The following is an 18,988-nucleotide window of genomic DNA, read 5'->3' on the forward strand; positions in this document are numbered from 1 at the left end:
AGACCATGACTACCTTTAAAACCGAGGCGCAATTTGAGCAGGCTTTTATAGAGGTGCTTACTCAAAAGGGGTGGGAGCCAGAGATACTTAAAAACAAAACTGAGGCCGAGTTGTTGCAAAACTGGGCAAACATTTTGTTTGAAAACAATCGGCAGCAAGATCGCTTAAACGATGTGCCGCTGACTGCAAGTGAAATGCAGCAGATTATTGAGCAGATCAAAGCGCTGAAAACGCCGCTTAAGCTAAACGGGCTAATTAACGGTAAAACCGTCGCGATCAAACGTGATAACCCTGATGATACACTGCACTATGGTAAGGAAGTCAGCTTAAAAATTTATGACCGCCACGAAATAGCAGCAGGTCAAAGCCGTTATCAAATAGTCCAGCAACCCAAGTTTGAACGCGGCAGTCCGTTGCGTAACGATCGTCGTGGTGATGTGCTGTTACTGATCAACGGTATGCCGGTCATTCATGTTGAACTAAAACGCAGCGGTGTACCTGTAAGCCAAGCGGTGAACCAGATTGAAAAATACAGCAAAGAGGGTGTGTTTAGCGGTTTGTTCTCGCTCATCCAAGTCTTTGTCGCCATGGAGCCTGAAGAGGCCAAATACTTCGCCAACCCTGGTCTAGATGGCAAGTTTAATCCAGATTATCAATTCCATTGGGCCGATTTTAATAACGAGCCTGTGAACCACTGGAAGGATATCGCTTCAACGCTGTTATCTATCCCGATGGCACACCAGTTGATTGGTTTTTACACTGTGGCCGATGATACCGATGGCGTGCTCAAAGTCATGCGCAGCTACCAGTATTATGCCGCCAATGCGATATCCGACCGCGTTGCCAAAACTACGTGGAATCAACTGGGTAGTGTAAATAATAAAGACAGACTTGGTGGCTATGTGTGGCATACCACTGGCTCGGGTAAAACGATGACGAGCTTTAAGTCGGCGCAGTTGATCGCTCAATCAAAAGATGCTGACAAGGTCATTTTCTTAATGGATAGAATTGAGCTTGGCACTCAATCACTCCTTGAATACCAAGGTTTTGCTGGCGACGGGGAAGTGGTACAAGCCACTGAAAATACTCATGTGCTGGTGACCAAGTTAAAGAGCACCGATCCTGCTGATACCCTCATTGTTAGCTCAATCCAGAAAATGAGTAACATTTTTGAAGAGGTAGATGATGAGGGCACTGCAACTAATTCGGCCGACATAGATAAAATTCGTGCGAAGCGATTGGTGTTTATTATTGATGAGGCACACCGCTCGACCATGAGTGGGGGCAAAGAAAACAAAGAAGGCATGTTGGTAAGGGTGAAAAAAACCTTCCCTAAAGCCCTTTTCTTTGGTTTTACCGGTACGCCGATTCATGAAGAAAATCAGGTTAATAACAATACCACCACCGATGTGTTTGGTGACGAGCTGCACCGTTACAGCATCGCTGATGGTATCCGTGATGGAAACGTGTTGGGATTTGACCCTTATAAAGTGCCCACCTTTCGAGACAGTGATCTAAAACAAGCTGTAGCATTAGAGCAAGCCAAGGCTGACTCGGTGACTGATGCGATGGCAGATCCAGTCAAGAAGAAAAAATTTAATCACTTTATGAATGACGTGCCGATGGCAGGCTACAAAGATGCCACAGGTAAATATCATAAAGGCATTGAAGACTATGTCCCCAAAAGCCAATATTTAACTGACACTCACCAAGAAAAAGTCGTCAGTGACATCTTGGATAAATGGGATGTACTTAGCCAAGGCAATAAATTCCACGCCATTTTTGCCACAAATAGTATCGCGGAAGCCATTGACTACTACCGCCGCTTGAAAGCCGCCAAACCTGAACTGAAAATATCTGCTCTCTTTGACCCAAATATTGACAACGACGGTAGCGGCGACCGTGGCCCAACCTTTAAAGGTGATGGTTTAGAAGAAATTATGGGCGACTACAACGCCCGTTACGGGCACGATTTTGATTTTGCCCGCCATGCAGCCTTTAAAAAAGATGTAGCAGCCCGACTTGCTCATAAGAAACCCTACGAGAATATTCATACCGAGCCAGCAAAACAACTGGACCTCTTGATTGTTGTCGATCAGATGCTCACTGGCTTTGATTCTAAGTGGCTGAATACTTTGTATTTGGACAAGGTGATTAAGTACCAGAATATTATTCAAGCCTTCTCGCGTACCAATCGCCTGTTCGGTCCTGACAAGCCTCACGGCATCATTCGTTATTACCGCTATCCACACACCATGGAACAACACATTAACGATGCGGTAAAACTCTATTCCGGCGACAAACCCATCGGTTTATTTGTTGACAAACTTGCAAGCAACCTTGAGGCGATGAATGAGCTAGCGGCAGAGATTACCGAACTGTTTGTTAGCGCTGGCGTCGGAAATTTTGAAAAATTGCCAGAAGATATTGAAGTCTGTGCCAAGTTTGCCCAGCTATTTAATGATTTGAACAAGCATCTGGAAGCTGCCAAAGTGCAAGGAATGCATTGGGGGCAGTCTGTCTACACATTTACTGACTCCTCAGAAGAGGATGGCGGTATTGATCGGGAAGTGTTGCTCGCCATAGAACAGCAAACCTACTTGGTGCTAGCCCTGCGTTACAAAGAGCTAGCTAGTAAAGATAATGGCGGCGGCTCAGATGGCGGCGATGTTCCTTTCGATATCAGTGGCTATTTAACAGAAATTGATACCGGCAAAATTGATGCCGACTACATGAACAGCCGATTTGATAAATACTTAAAGGAGCTGAATCAACACAAAGACTATACAAGTGTTGAAACGACACTAAATGAGCTACACAAGTCGTTTGCATCGCTCACCCAAGCCGAGCAAAGATACGCCAAGCTCTTTTTACATGATTTGCAGCGTGGTGATGCTAAATTAATTGATGGTCATTCGTTTAGAGACTACATCAATGACTACCAAAATCAGGCTGAACAGTCGCGGATTGCTGGTATTGTTGAGGCGCTTGGGTTAGACAAGGATTTGCTTCTTCAATTAATGAACGGCGACGTTAATGCACACAACATTAACCGCTTTGGCCGTTTTGACACGTTGAAATCGACAGTCGATAAACGCAAGGCAAAGGTTTTCTTTGAGCGTATTGAAAGGACTACAATTCCTCCCTTTAAGCTCAATTTGCGTATTGATGAGTACCTCCAAAAGTTTATTATTAATCAAGCAGAAACTTCTAACAGCGGCGACGTGGATTACTCGAACGGAGCATGTCAAATAGGTACCCCTGAGCCTCTGATCTTTGGTGATATGAAGCTCTATAGAGCTTCACAAGTTGCTAAGGTAGAAGGTATGGAGGAACTGCTATCTATTACGTTAAGCACTGATTCACCATATCAAGAAGATTTTGCAAGTTTGAGCACCACGGGTTATTACAGAGAGCTTAAAGAGCTAGGTATTATTTCACGATCGGTTCTCGATATTACATTGAACTCTATAGCTTTACTGGAAAGTGTAACTAAGGATTTAGGGTTACCACTATACAATGGAAGTCAAGACGGTATTGTTTGGACTTTAAAAGAGACTAAAAAAGGAAGTGTTGTTGATGTTATTGTTGCATATGCAACTGTTGCAATGGCAAATGAAGTTCTGAGACCATATCTGGAAAATGTCATTTATGACTCGGCCAAAAAAGTTGTTTCATTAACCTTGGTTGATTTGCCCAAATTATTGATTGAAAAGCATAAGAAAAACAATGAGAGAACGATGAACGATGAAGAAATTCAGACAATAATCTCTCAAAGCGTTAATGTGATCGATTTTCAGTTGAAGAAGAAAGAAGCTGATGAGCGGAAAGAAAGCATCCATTGAGTTCATAAGCAGGATAATGTAGCGGTTAACTAAAGTCAGTATGTACCACATTTTTCATCCTTGGACAGTTTTTCAATCCAAGGATGATATTTAAAAATTGCTTGGTCCCAGTAACAGAGAGGCTGCCTTTGCCGGCCTCTTCTATATGCTCGCTCCACCAGCACATCATTGGTTTTCTACGTTCGAGATAATCCGTGCGGTTATAGGCACTTCGAACTTGGTTATCATCAACGTGGGCCAACGCTGCTTCTACCAAATCGGGATCAAAGCCTTGCTCGTTGAGTGTGGTACTCGCTAGAGAGCGCAAGCCTTGACTAACAAGCCTTCCAGCAAACTCCATACGTTTTAATGCCATGTTAGCCGTTTGGCTGTTGCAGGGCTTTTTCGGGTCTATCTGACGGAAAAATAAAATTGCGATGGCCACTTATCGGTTTCATTACTTCCAATAGCGCTAGCATCTGCTCTGTGAGCGGAATGCGGTGCTCTCTTCTTTTTTCATTCTCTCTGTGGGAATAGCCCCAACTTTCTCATCCCAATCAATGTCGTCCCATCGCGCACTAGATGGCCTAGGCATACTGGTGTGTTACCACTTATTTAGGCTTTCAGTAAGTGCAAATATCCAGCACCAGCCACACTGTAACTTCCATAACTAGATTTTTCGATATGCTCACTCCACCAGCTCATAAGCTTTCGACGAGAGTCTAAATAGTCGGTACGGTTGTATGCTTTGCGTATTTGGTTTTTGTCAGTATGAGCCAATGCGGCTTCAATGACATCAGGTTCAAAGCCCTGTTCATTAAGAGTGGTACTTGCCAAAGCACGAAGACCGTGCGCGGTCGTTCTATCCTTAAATCCCATTCTGCTAAGTGCTTTATTAGCGGTTTCAGAATCGGTGGGTACCTTTGGATTACGGCTAGATGGGAAAATGAACTCTCTATGACCACTGATGGGCTTAATTGCTTCAAGAATAGCCAATGTTTGTGCTGTCAGTGGGACTACGTGCTCACGGTTCATCTTCATTCGCTCTTTAGGGATAATCCAAAGCTTATTAACCATGTCGATTTCTTCCCAACGAGCACCAGAGGCTTCGTTAGGCCGAACCATGGTGTGAAGTTGCCATTCAATTAAAAATCGTGTCACATGCTGGATATTTGCTGTAGCAACGGTGCGTATAAGATCATGCATTTCATGTGGTTGCAGGGCTTTCATGTGCACCACTTTGTGTTTTTTAAACACATCACGGATGCCAGCCAATGGGTTAGCATGAATGACCCCGCTATTTACCGCATAGTTCATGATTTCATTCATAAGTTGGGCGGTGCGTTTTACAGTTTCTAGTAATCCTTGAGACTCTATTGGCCGTAATGCAGCGATGGCAATCGGCGCAGTAAGTTTACTAACGGGTATCGAGCCCAATTTGGGAAAGGCATAAAGTTCAAGTTTTCGCCAATTCCCTTCCAGTGTCTTCTCTTTTATTTGCCCTTCCTTCGTAGCCTTCCATTGCTCAGCGACAAACTTGAACGTCGCATTTTGTTCAGTAATGGTTTTTGCTTTTTGTTCTTCTTTAGCGAGTTGAGGGTCAATACCATCCGCTAACTGCTTGCGAGCCTCAAGGGCTTTCTCTCGAGCTTCCGCCAAAGACATATCGGGATAGGTTCCAAACGAAAGATAAGTGATCTTATCTTGTCCTGGTCGTTTATAACGGAATTGCCATGAGCGAGAATTGCTTGGACGTACGCAAAAGTAGAGATTGCCGCCATCAGATAAACGATAAAGCTTATCCTTAGGTTTTGCGGTTTGAATTTGCCTTGCGGTTAGATTATTTGCCATTTCAATCCCTCAAGTAATACCTGGCTAGAGCATGAGGACTCCCAAAAATAGGTATTACTTTTGGCTAATAACTACTTAATTTACATTAAGTTACAGCCTGCTTTGGTGGGCAGTTTGACCATAAAGTAATACCTGGATTGGTGCTCAAAAGTAATACTAGCACTAGAGTGGGTAGCTGGGTATTACTTTAGGTATTACGAAAAGTGAACGCTTTTATGACATCTTGTGGAATACTACTGAATAGTAACTATTTGATTTTTATAAATTTCAGATAAGAAAAAAGACGTCCTAGGACGTCTTTAAACTTGAATGTGGCGGTGAGTGAGAGATTCGAACTCTCGATACGTTGCCGTATACACACTTTCCAGGCGTGCTCCTTCAGCCACTCGGACAACTCACCGAATCGTTAACCGCTTGGCTAACGAGGCGCTAATTTAATGATTCTACTGTGGATGGTCAAGCAGAAATCCGAAAAAAACTCGCGCATTGAGTGCGTTTGCTTACAAAGTAGCTGGAGTGGGCAAAATCACGACAATTGTGCTGGGTTTTCTAGAATAATAAGGCTCCTTGCGGAGCCTTATTGGTTGGGAAGGGTGAGATTAACCGCCTGATTATACTTTGGAGACTTTCACTCTAAACAGCACGGCATAGAAGAGCGGGATCACGACTAAGGTCAGAATGGTGGCAAACAGCAAACCAAACATAATGGTGACCGCCATACTCTTAAAGAATGGGTCTACCAGAAGTGGAGCCACACCTAAAATCGTGGTGAATGCGCCTAGCAGAACCGGGCGTGCACGGCTCACCGCCGCATCAATGATCGCGAAGTAAGCTTCTTTACCTTCGCGAATTTCCGCATCCGCTTGGTCAACCAACACAATCGCGTTTTTCACCATCATACCAATCAAGCTTAAAAAGCCGAGGATTGCCATAAACTCGAACGGAGTTTGAAAGGCGATAAGGCCAATCGTGACACCCACGACGGCAAAGGGGGCGGTCATCCAGATCACGAGTGGCTGACGCAGCGCGTTAAACATAAACACCACCGCGAGAATCATCGCCGCAAAGCCATAAGGAGCGGAGAGCGCCAAACCTTCATTGGCATCTTTCGAGGCTTTGTATTCACCGTACCAAATCAGCTCATAGCCAGCTGGCAACTCAATCTGCTCGATTTTTTCGCGCACATTATTGAACGCATCGGCCGTCATCACACCCGGCGCTGGATCAGCTTGCACCAAGATGGTCGGCATGCGGTTGATGCGGCGCAGTAAGGCATCTTGATAGACAGTATTGACTGAATCCACCAGTTGGCTCACCGGAACGTAACGACCGGCTTGCGCGCTGAACACTTCACTGTTTTCAATCGCACGTTCGTGGTGGCGTTCATTTTCTGGTGCGCGAACCATCAACGGGATCAAATCATTGCCTTCGCGATACACCCCAACATTACGGCCATTGAGCGTTTGCGCGATCGCGGCGCTGATTTCTTGTGTGGTTAAGCCAAGGCGCTGTGCTTCTTGCGCGGAATACACAGGTTGCAATACCGGCACCTGTTGACGCCAGTCATCTTGCACCGCAATCAAGTTCGGGTCGTTATGCATGATGGCTTTGGCTTGTTCGGCCAATTGGCGCAGCACATGGCTGTCTGGGCCTTTGAAACCGGCTTCAATTTTCTTGCCGCCGCCGCGACCGAGCATAAACTTCCACACCTTGATTGAGGCATCTGGGTATTTGGCATCCAGCTCATTTTGCAGCTCGCCTACTAATGGAGCAATTTTGGTGTAGTCATCAATATCAATCAGCAGTTGACCGTAACTAGGGTTACGCGCCTCGGGTGAGTAGGTCAGCATAAAACGCAGGCCACCACCGCCGATGAAACTGGTGATATTGGTAATACCGTCTTTTTGCGCCACGTCTTTCTCAATGCTGGCGACAACCTGTTCGGTGCGGCGAATATCCGAGCCTTGTGGCAAGTACACATCCACCACAAATTGTGGTCGTTGCGACTCTGGCATAAAGCCCGGCGGAATAAACTGAGCGCCCCACACCGCAGCCACTAAGGTGCCGAGTAGCATCGCACAGCTGACCACGCGGTGGCTTAACACCCATTGCAGTACGGCTTTATAACCCGTCACCAATTTAGACGGTTTCGCCTCTTTGGTGGGAGCTTTAACGCGTAGAAAGTCATGGCACAGCATGGGGGTGACGGTCACCGCAAACACCCAACTCAAAAACATCGAGTAGAGGATCACCCAAAATAGCGAGCCGGCATATTCGCCCATATCGGAAGGAGAGAGGCCAATTGCGCTGAAGGCAAAAATGCCCACCACCGTACCGCCCAGCAGTGGCCATTTTGTGGCATTGACCACCTCAGAGACCACTTGCTGTTTATCGGCGTTCGGCTCTTGCTGAAAACGCACGAGTACGCCATCAGTGACTACAATCGCGTTATCCACCAACATGCCGAGGGCGATGATGAGTGCGCCGAGCGAAATCCGCTGCATGGCGATGTCATCAATCAGCATCACACATAAGGTACCGGCAACAGTAAGCAGCAAAACAAAACCGATAATGACGCCTGAGCGTACGCCCATGAACAGCAGGAGCACGACAAACACGATGGCGACAGCGGCAATCAGGTTATCGATAAAATTGGCCACCGAAGCGCGCACCGAGTCAGACTGCATCGAAATCACATGCAGATCCATGCCCAGTGGGCGCTGGCTTTCAAGTTCAGCCAAACGTGCTTTGACGGCATCGCCCATCTCGACCACGTTACCGCCGGTGACGTTCGAGATACCAAAACCAATCGCACGCTGACCGTTATAGCGCATCAGCATCGATGCTGGCTCGGTGTAGCCACGGCTGATGTTGGCAATATCACCTAGGCGTACCACCGCATTGTTGCTACCGACCGCCACTTGCAAATTAGTGAGGTCAGCCAAGGAGCTGATGTTGGATTTAGGGATCACCGGAATGCGCATCTGCTGAGCATCGACGCTGCCTGCAACGGTGACTAGGCTCTGCTTTTGTAGCACTTGCAGCACGCGTTCAACCGAAAGGCCAAATTCCGCCATGCGTTCGCTGGACATCTCGATAAAGATCGCTTCTTGCTGCTCAGCCAATGTGGCGGCTTTGGCCACACCCGGCACTAAAACCAGTTCACGGCGCAGCGTATCGACGTAGTCTTGCAGCTGTTTGTCGCTAAAGCCTTCTCCAGTTACCGCATAAAACAGCGCGTACACGTCAGAGAAGTCATCGTTAACGATTGAAGCGCCGGCACCGGGAGGCAGTTGGCGCTGCGCATCCGCGACTTTGCGGCGTAATTTGTCCCATACCTGCTGCAACTGCGCGGAGGATTTGGCAAATTCGAGTTTGATTTCTACCGTCACTTCAGAGCGGCCTTGCATCGAAACCGATTTGACTTCTTTTAGCTCTTGCAGCGCTTGCACCGCACCTTCGATGACATCGGTCACTTCATCGGAAACTTCTTGCGCGGTGGCACCCGGATAAGGCGTCACAATCACCACTTGGCGAATCACAAACTCAGGATCTTCAAAACGACCCAATTTGAGGTAGCTGATGTAGCCGCCAATCAAGGTCAGGGCTATCAGCACCCAAACGCTGGTGCGTTTGGCAAGGGTATAACGTGCAATATCCATTATTGGGCTCCGTTGTTATCCGTGTAGGGACGAACGGTCATGCCTTCGCGCACACTCGAAACACCCGCGATAATAACCTGCTCACCCGGTTTGAGATGCTGGGTGATCACCACGCGGTCTTTGTAGGTAGTACCGATGTCGACGTAACGTTTTTCCGCTTGGTCTTGCGCATTGACTACCCACACAAATTGTTTGCCTTGGTTATCTGGCACTAGGGCGGTGAGTGGTAGGGTGATGAGCGTGTTTTCAGCGGTTGGATTGTCGGCAACCGGGATCACTTTAGCTGACATGCCGGGCATTACGCGAAAGCCTTTCAAATCTTCAAAACCAAGCACTACAGAGTAGGTTTGTGAATCCGAACTTGGCTGAGTGGAGTAGGTACGCAGCTGTAAATCAAATTGCTGATTAGGAATCGCGCTTAACTCGGCGATCGCGCGGGTATTGCGTACACCTGAGAGCATGACACGATGCGGGATCTCAATCGCTACTTCCAAATCATTCAGATCTTGCAAAATCATGATCACTTGATTGGCTTGCACTTGAGCAAAATTCTCGATGGTTTTTTCACTGATGACGCCATCAAACGGGGCGGTGATTTGGGTGTACTCCAGTTTGCGTTTGGCCTCTTCCACACGGTTTTTGGCAAGGTCGTAGCGATTGGTGACTTTATCCAGCTCGGCTTTAGAAATGGCTTGGGTTTTCTCAAAAATGGCTTTGGCGCGGCGGTACTCTTGTTCGGTATTTTTTAGCTCAAGTTGCGCAACTTCTAGCGCCGTTTTGGCATCTCGTGAGTCGAGGCTCGCCAGTAATTGGCCTTTTTTCACTTGGTCGCCTTCTTTTACCGCGATATCCGTTAAGCGGCCACTGATGCGAAAAGCAAGATCAGCGCGCTGAGCGGCGCGCACTACGCCATTAAACGTGAGATCGGAAGCGCGTTGATTTGCGACAATCTCGGTTAATGCTGGCTTGATAATCGGGGCTGGAGTGCTGACTTGTGGTGCTTCGCCACAGCCGGCTAGCAGTAATGCTGAACCCACAACCACACTCAATAACGTGCGTTTAGTGATGACAGAACGAATGAAAGGCCGAGTCATAATGTGTTGCTCCTCAATGTCTCATCAGGAAGAAGGATCTTGTATCAGTATCTGATGAATAGCTGTGTATTCAGCATGGTTCATCCACTTGCTTTTAACGCCCATTTTCTGCGTAGCAAGTAACATTTTGCGCATCATACCTTGAGCAATGTGCAAAAGTAAACTCGTAAGTGTACATTTATGGTTCACTGAGTTTATTGTCTCACCAACGCCATTTGTATCTGAACAGAAAGCTGTGCCAACCCTAAAGAAAGGGTTTCCACTAATGCGGGATAGCCCTCATCGGCAAGTGGTATCTGAAAGCTAAACTCTTGGCTAAGCCATCTTTCACCCTGAGCATTAAAGAGCTCCCAGCTCCCAGCTCCCAGCTTCCTGCTATTTCTGCGTTTCCAGTATATGACCCATTAAATTGCTGAAATCTTACTTGCAGTCTGGCGTGTTTCTGCTGCGCGATGGCGGTATTCAAGGCGGTTGGCCAATATGATGTTGATTTTGCTGTGTTAACGGTTTGAAATCGCTGAGCTAAAACCGTCTATCGAGAGAGAAAAATAGACTTTGGCGATCGCCAAAACCGAACTCGCCAAGCAAATACCAACTGTCATTGAGTTGATATTGCATCCCGACCAGCGGATTCCACGGCGTTTGTAAATGTTGTTTGACCTCAAAGCCTGCATCTTTCGGTAGGAGCGCGGTGAGTTTGCTTGGAAGCCCCAAATCAGATAACGAGCCTTGTAACGTTTGTTCGACATCTTGATACATAGCCCCCACCCAAATACGCAGCGGGTGGCCGTGCTGATGAAAGTCGTAACCGACCCGAGGCGAGATCACCAACGCATCGATACTGCCATCAATCACTGTTAAGCGGCTTTGGGTAAAGCTCGCATCCACCAAGGCAAACCAGTTTTGATAACCTCCCACGAGAACACCACCGACGCCTGTTGTGTAACCATCGAGATCGAGGCGAAAATCTTTAATCGGTGGTGTTGGGGAACCGAGAAATTTAACGTTGACATCCGTTGTTGAGTAGCCATCCAACTTTCCGACGAGGCCATACAAGTTAAGAAATGGAAATAGCCACACGTCGGCGCGTAGAGTCAACACTTCGGTGTATTGTCTGCCCGGATCCGCTTGCAGTTGCAATGGGAGCTTACCGAGCCCTTGGATAGCGATTGAATCGACATTGATCCCTTGCTCCATAGTCATGTAGCTGAGGCTAAAGCCTATCGGGTTGGGTAATTCATAGCCGAGGGCTTCGGCCTTTTCTTTCCAAATGGGCAGTGAAAAATCATCCGCCCAAGTGAGTGTAGGAAGGGAGAGGAATGTCAGTAATAGTAATGTTCGTAATCTCATTCAATTGACTCAGTAGTATTATCCGCTTGGGGATAAAGGTATAAACACACCTAAACATAGGTTTTCCGATGATGGTTTCTGATTCCCTGAATGCCATGGTTGCGGATCATACTTTGAGATTGCGAAAAAAGTAAACTTGAAAGTGTACTTGTTGTGATTTCAGGTTATAGTGAAGCCTGATTAGTTTGAGAGAAATTCCGGTATGAAGCTAAGTGAACAAAAACGTCTCGCTTTAATTGAGGCCGCAAAAGAAGAATTTATTCAGTTTGGGTTTCATGTTGCGAATATGGATCGTATTTGTGAAAGGGCAGGTACCTCAAAGCGTACTTTATATCGCCACTTTACGAGCAAAGAATTGCTATTTATCGAAGTGATTAACGCGCTAGTGGTGCAACCCAATGACTTTGCTTTTGAGTATCAACATGATCGCTCATTGGCGGAGCAGTTACTGGAGTACCTGATGGTTAAAGTCGAGGTGCTGTATCAACACATTGGCCTTGATGTGGTGCGCATGATTGTTGGCGAGTTTATTCGCGATCCTTCATTAACTCAGCAGTATCTCTCCCTAATGGGAGCGAAAGATCCTGTGTTAGGTGCTTGGCTAGAGGCCGCTATTCAGGATGGGCAGTTGCAAGATATGGGGCTGAGTCAGATGGCCGCTACACTGATGAATCTCTTTCATGGTCAATTTCTATGGCCACAACTGTTTGCGGCGATTGAACGACCGAATGCCGAGCAACAACAAGCGATGATGGAGGAGATCGTCCGCGTTTTTATGATGGCTTACGCAAGACTCCCTCATTAATGTTTATCGCAACTTGATAGCTATTCACGGTAAGAATGACTTTTCATTTGGATTTGATAGGAGCAATATGCGTTTTTTATTGCCAATCCCGCTCGCGCAATAGTGTGTAGCGGCAAGGGTGTTGCTTCAAAGCATGGTTTGATGAGGAGCCTTCTTATGTTTTCGACCGATTTTCCATTTTTTCACCAAAGTGCATTCATTAATGGGCAGTGGATTTCTGGCGAGCAAAATGCAAGGCAAAGGGTGACTAACCCGCTTGATGGCTCTGTTCTCGGCAGTGTTCCGCAGTTAACTGGCGCTGAAGTACAAAGGGCGATTACGGGGGCAGAAAAAGCGCAAGTTGCTTGGCGTAACCAAACGGCAGACACCAAAGCGAAAGTGTTGCGTCGTTGGTACGAGTTGATCGAACAACATCATGAGTCGCTAGCGACCTTATTAACGCTTGAGCAAGGAAAGCCATTGGCAGAATCCAAGGGGGAGATTCACTACGCTGCTAGTTTTGTTGAATGGTATGCCGAAGAGGCTAAACGTGCGTATGGTGAGTTGATCCCATCCCATAAAACCGATGCGCGTATTTTGGTTTCACGTCAGCCTGTTGGCGTTGTTGCCGCAATTACGCCTTGGAATTTCCCGGCAGCGATGATTACCCGTAAATGTGCTCCTGCCTTTGCTGCCGGTTGTGCCGTGGTATTAAAACCGGCACCGGATACGCCGTTTACCGCCTTAGCCTTGGCCGACTTCGCGCAACAAGCGGGAATCCCTGATGGTTTGTTTCAAGTGGTGACTGGCGATGCGATTGAAGTCGGGCGTGTACTGACGGAAAGCAAAACGGTACGCAAACTCTCATTTACTGGCTCAACTGGGGTTGGCAAGCTTTTGATGGCACAATCAGCCAACAGTGTGAAAAAACTCTCGCTTGAGCTAGGAGGAAATGCGCCGTTTATTGTGTTTGAGGATGCCGATATTAATGCTGCGATTGACGGTGTGATGGTGGCGAAATTTCGTAACGCCGGGCAAACCTGCGTATGTGCAAACCGGATTTATGTGCATGACGCGGTATACGATCAATTTGCTGCCAAGTTGGTGGATCGGGTCAGCAAGCTCAAAGTCGGTAATGGTTTGGACGAGGGGGTGAGCATTGGCCCGCTGATCAACGATGCCGCCGTAGCTAAAGTCACCTCACATATTGTGGATGCCCAAAGCAAAGGAGCGAGGGTAGTGTTTGGTGAGCGGCCTCAAGTCGGAAGCCGTTTGTTTGAGCCTCATGTTTTGACTGAAGTGACGGATGATATGCAAGTGGCGAGCGAAGAAACCTTTGGACCGTTGGCCGCACTGTTTCGCTTTAGTTCAGAGCAAGAGGTGATTGAGCGCGCCAATGCGACCGATTCTGGGTTAGCGGCCTACTGCTATACGCAGTCTTTACGCAGAGCATGGCGTATGAGTGAAGCATTGGAAGCGGGTATTGTGGGAATCAATGAAGGGTTAATTTCCACTACGTTAGCTCCTTTCGGCGGCATCAAAGAGTCAGGCCTTGGTCGAGAAGGGGCAAAGCACGGCCTTGAAGAATACCTCGAAGTGAAATATACCCTTATGGGTGGACTAGCTTAGGTTTCGGTGTTTCGTTGGTTTGCCCATTTAGTGGCAACCATTTCAACGGGCCATTGGTTTCAAAATCATTGGCTCGCTGACAAACAAGATAGATCTCACCCACCACAATCACCGCGCCTTCGGAATAAGCTTGATCTTGGTAGTAGCACACACGCTTGGCGATATCATCACTTACCACCACGGGTAGCGTAGCTGTTGTCGTTGTGGGTGCCGCTTGCAACGCGACGTTGTAACTTAATAGAACGATTGCCCCAATCAATTTTCGCATCAGGCCTCCGATATCCATTTAGGTAAACTGCCTCTCATAGCGCGGCAACATACTCTCATTACCCAGTAAACCTCCTTGGTGTAGATAAAGCAAGTTTCGGTCTGGGTTCTCGCCACGCCAAACTGACAATAAACGCCACATCAGCGGGTCGTACAACAAGTCGAATTCGATATGGGTTTGCGCCATTAAATTTTGCCAAATCTGATAGTCTTCCTCATAAAGATGACCAAAGTAATGTTTAGTTGGCGGGTTAATAATGGTGGGGTGAATGCTTTCACCCAACATGCAAAACTGCTCTCGCAAATAAGCCTCATCACCCACACATGGGCAAGTGATGACTTCAACACCGTGTGGCTGTAAGTACTTGTGCAAATAGAGAGCTGTCGTTCCTGTGCCTGATGGCAAAGCAACCACCCAATCTTGTTGGGGGTGGTGGCGGATCCATTCGAGCATTTCTAACGCTAGTTGTTTGATTCCCGGCTCTGCAAATGGGCTGCGAGCTCCTTCTTCAATCACCAAACAATCGGCATTTGGCTTGCGTTGTTGCTGAATAAATTCTCGTGGATGCTTAGCACTTAGTGGACGCGTTTCAATAATGGTTGCCCCCAACTCCAGCGCACCACGATAGTTGCCGATCGGATAATTTTTCAGCCAAGCGGGAATGTGGTCAACGTAAAACTCTAAGCGCCAGCCACGTAGTCTGGCGAGAGCGGCAAAAGAGTAAAGTGAGTTGGCTTGTGCCGAACCGTAGCTGATTAATGTGGTGACATCAGGAAAATCCCCTTCCAACAGTGCCATTAATTTTCGGGCCTTATTACCACTGAAATGTGGATGAAGTTTGTCATCTCGTTTCAGGTAAAAGGTTTGCCCTTCAAAACGGTGTTCAGTGATGGGTGATTGGGTGATCAGCATAGGTTAGTCGAGCAACGAATGGGGGCGGCCATTATACGCACATTGTGCCGAACTGCTACTGCTTGAGTAACAAGGGGACGTTAACTGAAAAACGACCAATAAAAAAACGCCCAAAACAATCTGATTTTGGGCGTACACAAGTATAGGAGTTAATAAAAAGGAAAAAGCAGCGTAATTGGTGACAGTCGGTCGAGAAACAAGTTTGACGGCCAGTAAAACTCTCAAAGCTCTGTCAATCACGTCTATTCAGACTGGGGGGTTGGCAAAGAGTTCCGACATTTCGCAAAAATTTTTTAATTTTTTTATGGAAGGTTTTTTTCATCACTGAGCAAGCACTTAACATCTTCTGGTCTGACCATGGATGGAAAATGTGAGGTTAATCGCTTGTTAATAAAATGTGTCGAGAGTATATTTCAAACAGTTGTTTGATACGAGTGATTGAAATGGCATTACGCAGCAGTACTAAGGAAAAAATACTCGATGTGGCAGAAGGACTTTTTGCCGAATACGGTTTCAATGATACCTCTTTGCGTACCATCACCAGTAAGGCCGGAGTGAATCTGGCATCGGTTAATTATCATTTTGGCGATAAGAAAACCTTAGTTCGCGCGGTACTTAATCGTTATCTAGAAGCCTTTATGCCTGAGATGAAACATTCATTAGAGCTGCTGAATGAGCGTGAGAATTACGACATGGCCGAGGTATTTGAAGCTCTGCGAGTTCCACTGCGTTCGCTCAATGAAATCCGCCCTAATGGCACCAGCCGCTTCATGTTATTGATTGGGCGAGGCTATACCGACGTTCAAGGGCATTTACGTTGGTTCATTACCAATCGCTACAACGATGTATTGACCTTATTTACCGATTCGGTGCTTAAGGCGAATCCCAGCTTAACGCGCGAAACGTTGTTTTGGCGGCTGCATTTCACCTTAGGTACGTGCGTCTTTACTATGGCCTCTAGTCAGGCATTGGCTGAGATTGCAGAAAACGCTTTTGGAAGCAAAGTTGATCCGAAGTCTGTGGTTGATCAACTGATTCCATACCTCGCCGCCGGTGTGGCAGCGAATTAAATAACCGATTGATAAACATAATAAGATGACATTTCCCTATACCGCTAAAGCGTCAAGTGGAAAGGGATAACCAGTGAACAAAAGGATCTGAATATGAGCTCTCTACGCAGAAAATGGATCAGTGACCCCGCTTTCAAAATGTTTAAAAAAGTGCTTCCTCCTCTATCACAAACAGAGAAGGAAGCCATGGAAGCGGGCAGTGTATGGTGGGATGGCGAACTGTTCTCTGGTAAGCCTGATTTTACCAAACTGCACCATTACCCTAAACCGACCTTGTCAGCCGAAGAACAGGCTTTCATCGATAACGAGCTAGAAACACTGCTCAGTATGTTAGATGACTACAAGATAGTGAAACAAGATCGCGATCTACCGAAAGAGGTCTGGGATTTCCTACGTAAAGAGCGCTTCTTCTCGCTGATCATTTCCAAAGAATATGGTGGTCGTGAATTCTCTGCGCTAGCCAACTCTACCATCGTGTCACGCATTGCTACACGCAGTATCAGTACCGCGGTAACGGTGATGGTGCCTAACTCATTAGGCCCCGGTGAGCTTTTGTCTCACTACGGAACTCAAGCACAGAAAGATTACTGGTTGCCACGTTTAGCGGACGGCACTGACATTCCTTGTTTTGCACTAACCGGCCCAGAAGCGGGGTCCGATGCAGGTGGCATTCCTGATCAGGGCGTGGTTTGTTATGGAAAACATGAAGGCAAAGAAGTACTGGGCATTCGTTTAAGTTGGAACAAACGCTACATCACGCTGGCTCCGGTGGCAACGGTATTGGGTTTGGCATTCAAACTGAGTGATCCAGAGCATTTGCTGGGTGATAAAGAAGATATCGGTATTACTTGTGCGCTGATCCCCGCTTCTCATGAAGGCGTAGAGATTGGTGAACGTCATGATCCACTAGGTTTGGCCTTTATGAACGGCCCAACGCGCGGTCAAGATGTGTTTATTCCTATCGATTGGCTAATTGGTGGAGCGGATTACGCAGGTAAAGGCTGGCGCATGCTGGTGGAGTGCCTCTCGGCAGGACGTGGTATTTCATTGCCTGCACTGGGTACGGCAATTGGCCACCTAACCGCACGCACAACAGGGGCTTATGGCTATGTGCGTAAACAGTTTGGGATGTCGATTGGTAAATTTGAAGGCGTGGCAGAAGCCATGGGACGTATCGGCGGTTTAACCTACTTGCTGGAAGCGACCCGTACTTTGACGACCACTTCTTTGGATCTCAAAGAAAAACCGGGGATTGTCACGGCAATTGCCAAGTATCACATGACGGAAATTGCGCGCACCATTTTGAATGATGCGATGGATATCCATTCTGGTCGTGCGATCCAAGATGGCCCGATGAACTATCTGGCAACGCATTATCTCGGAGTGCCAGTAGCAATCACGGTGGAAGGGGCGAACATTTTGACGCGTAACCTGATGATCTTCGGTCAGGGTGCGACACGTTGCCATCCTTATGTCTTAAAAGAGATGGAAGCTGCGGCGAATCCAGATCAACACGAGGGCGAAAAAGCGTTTGACGATCTGCTGTTTAAGCACATTGCCCACGCGACCAAAAATAGTTTTGGTGCTCTGTTTGCTGCGCTGACGGGGTCACGCTTCATTAAAGCCAATATGAGTGGCCCAACTCAAAACTACTATAAGCAAATGACTCGTCTGAGCCGTGCTTTAGCGGTGAGTGCGGATGTTGCCATGCTGACGTTAGGTGGCGAGCTGAAACGTAAAGAGATGATTTCAGCCCGTCTAGGTGATGCGCTGAGTTATCTGTATATGGGTTCTGCGGTACTAAAAAAGTATGAGGACGAAGGTCGTCATCAAGCGGATCTGGATTACGTACATTATGCGATGCAACACTGCTTGCACCACGCAGCCAAATCGCTCAATCAAGCGTACCGTAACTACCCTGTAACCGGTGTCGGCGCGCTGCTTAAAGGTCTACTATTCCCGCTGGGCAACCACTTTGCTCCACCGAGTGATGAGCTGGCGGTGAAGTTGGCTGAAAGCCTAATGACACCGGGAGCACATCGTGATCGCTTGACCCAACTTTGCTACATAGGTAAAGACGAAGATGATAGCGTAGGCTTGATGGAAAAAGCATTTTTAGCCATGTACAGCGTTAAAGGCTTAGAACGTAAACTGCAACAAGGCGTAAAAGAGGGCAAAGTGGCACGTAAAGGGTTATTGGCCGATCGCTTGGCACAAGCCCAGCAAGCGGGTGTGTTGAGCGCAGATGAGGTGGCATCTATTCTGGCTGCTGAAAAACTGCGTAGCCGTGCGATTCAAGTGGATCACTTCAGCCATGATTTTTCGCAAATCCACACCCATCAAACCACTAAACCTAAACTAAATAGTGTGGCATAACGAGTGACATAGTGTGTCGAGGGCTTCTCATCAAGAAGCCCTCTTTATTTTTGTCGGTTGAGCTTTTTGTGAGCATAACCAGAAAAATGCTCGATTGAGTGATCCAACCACTGGCCATTTTCGGCGAAATTGAGAGAAATTAGATGCGATTTGTGTCTGAACCTTTTA

General features: G+C 47.2%; 13 protein-coding genes, 1 tRNA gene and 1 pseudogene. 5 read left to right on the forward strand and 10 right to left on the reverse strand.

Going from position 1 to position 18,988, the window contains the following annotated elements; translation table 11 throughout:
- Window positions 1-5: 5 nt before the first annotated feature.
- Window positions 6-3,845 (forward strand): type I restriction endonuclease subunit R, EcoR124 family, encoded by a 3,840-nt coding sequence (locus EPB59_RS04555; protein WP_154171673.1) that lies wholly within the window; start codon window positions 6-8, stop codon window positions 3,843-3,845.
- Window positions 3,846-3,870: 25 nt separating this feature from the next.
- Here EPB59_RS04555 and EPB59_RS04560 read toward each other — a convergent pair.
- The 8 genes and pseudogenes from EPB59_RS04560 to EPB59_RS04590 all read right to left on the reverse strand — a co-directional run.
- Window positions 3,871-4,422: pseudogene (locus tag EPB59_RS04560) on the reverse strand (tyrosine-type recombinase/integrase); the annotation flags it as partial.
- A 17-nt stretch (window positions 4,423-4,439) separates the two neighbouring features.
- Window positions 4,440-5,675, reverse strand: coding sequence for a tyrosine-type recombinase/integrase (locus EPB59_RS04565; RefSeq protein ID WP_114735788.1), 1,236 nt, complete (start codon window positions 5,673-5,675; stop codon window positions 4,440-4,442).
- Window positions 5,676-5,987: 312 nt separating this feature from the next.
- Window positions 5,988-6,075: transfer RNA gene (locus EPB59_RS04570), tRNA-Ser, on the reverse strand.
- 211 nt (window positions 6,076-6,286) lie between these two features.
- Window positions 6,287-9,337, reverse strand: a complete 3,051-nt coding sequence (gene vexD, locus EPB59_RS04575) for an efflux RND transporter permease subunit VexD (RefSeq protein WP_154171674.1) — start codon at window positions 9,335-9,337, stop codon at window positions 6,287-6,289.
- Window positions 9,337-10,431: an efflux RND transporter periplasmic adaptor subunit gene (locus EPB59_RS04580; protein ID WP_154171675.1), complete on the reverse strand. Its 1,095-nt coding sequence runs from the start codon at window positions 10,429-10,431 to the stop codon at window positions 9,337-9,339. The genes vexD and EPB59_RS04580 overlap by 1 nt, the downstream gene beginning before the upstream one ends.
- 194 nt (window positions 10,432-10,625) lie before the next feature.
- Window positions 10,626-10,727: a hypothetical protein gene (locus EPB59_RS19005; RefSeq protein WP_431355112.1), complete on the reverse strand. Its 102-nt coding sequence runs from the start codon at window positions 10,725-10,727 to the stop codon at window positions 10,626-10,628.
- On the reverse strand, window positions 10,694-10,897 hold the full coding sequence (locus tag EPB59_RS04585; RefSeq protein ID WP_431355106.1) for a hypothetical protein: 204 nt from the start codon (window positions 10,895-10,897) through the stop codon (window positions 10,694-10,696). The genes EPB59_RS19005 and EPB59_RS04585 overlap by 34 nt, the downstream gene beginning before the upstream one ends.
- 56 nt (window positions 10,898-10,953) lie before the next feature.
- A complete protein-coding gene (locus EPB59_RS04590; protein ID WP_154171676.1) occupies window positions 10,954-11,781 on the reverse strand; it encodes a TonB-dependent receptor in 828 nt (275 codons plus the stop codon).
- A 202-nt stretch (window positions 11,782-11,983) separates the two neighbouring features.
- Between EPB59_RS04590 and EPB59_RS04595 the strand changes: the two genes are divergently transcribed.
- Window positions 11,984-12,586, forward strand: coding sequence for a TetR/AcrR family transcriptional regulator (locus tag EPB59_RS04595; RefSeq protein WP_154171677.1), 603 nt, complete (start codon window positions 11,984-11,986; stop codon window positions 12,584-12,586).
- Window positions 12,587-12,742: 156 nt separating this feature from the next.
- Window positions 12,743-14,194, forward strand: coding sequence for an NAD-dependent succinate-semialdehyde dehydrogenase (locus EPB59_RS04600; protein ID WP_195707057.1), 1,452 nt, complete (start codon window positions 12,743-12,745; stop codon window positions 14,192-14,194).
- Here EPB59_RS04600 and EPB59_RS04605 read toward each other — a convergent pair.
- Both EPB59_RS04605 and EPB59_RS04610 read right to left on the reverse strand, forming a co-directional pair.
- Complete coding sequence (locus EPB59_RS04605) at window positions 14,175-14,462, reverse strand: DUF1496 domain-containing protein (RefSeq protein WP_154171679.1); 288 nt, start codon at window positions 14,460-14,462, stop codon at window positions 14,175-14,177. The two genes, EPB59_RS04600 and EPB59_RS04605, sit on opposite strands and share 20 nt — an antisense overlap.
- An 18-nt stretch (window positions 14,463-14,480) precedes the next feature.
- Window positions 14,481-15,374 carry a 1-aminocyclopropane-1-carboxylate deaminase/D-cysteine desulfhydrase gene (locus EPB59_RS04610; protein WP_154171680.1) on the reverse strand — a complete coding sequence of 298 codons (894 nt, stop codon included), beginning with the start codon at window positions 15,372-15,374 and terminating at the stop codon, window positions 14,481-14,483.
- A 443-nt stretch (window positions 15,375-15,817) separates the two neighbouring features.
- Here EPB59_RS04610 and EPB59_RS04615 point away from each other — a divergent pair, with 443 nt between their 5' ends.
- Together EPB59_RS04615 and EPB59_RS04620 are read left to right on the forward strand one after the other, a co-directional pair.
- Window positions 15,818-16,444: a TetR/AcrR family transcriptional regulator gene (locus EPB59_RS04615; RefSeq protein WP_055051164.1), complete on the forward strand. Its 627-nt coding sequence runs from the start codon at window positions 15,818-15,820 to the stop codon at window positions 16,442-16,444.
- A gap of 93 nt (window positions 16,445-16,537) precedes the next feature.
- Window positions 16,538-18,820 (forward strand): acyl-CoA dehydrogenase, encoded by a 2,283-nt coding sequence (locus EPB59_RS04620; protein WP_055051165.1) that lies wholly within the window; start codon window positions 16,538-16,540, stop codon window positions 18,818-18,820.
- Window positions 18,821-18,988 lie beyond the last annotated feature (168 nt).

This window comes from Vibrio metoecus (assembly GCF_009665255.1).
GTDB lineage: Bacteria > Pseudomonadota > Gammaproteobacteria > Enterobacterales > Vibrionaceae > Vibrio > Vibrio metoecus_B.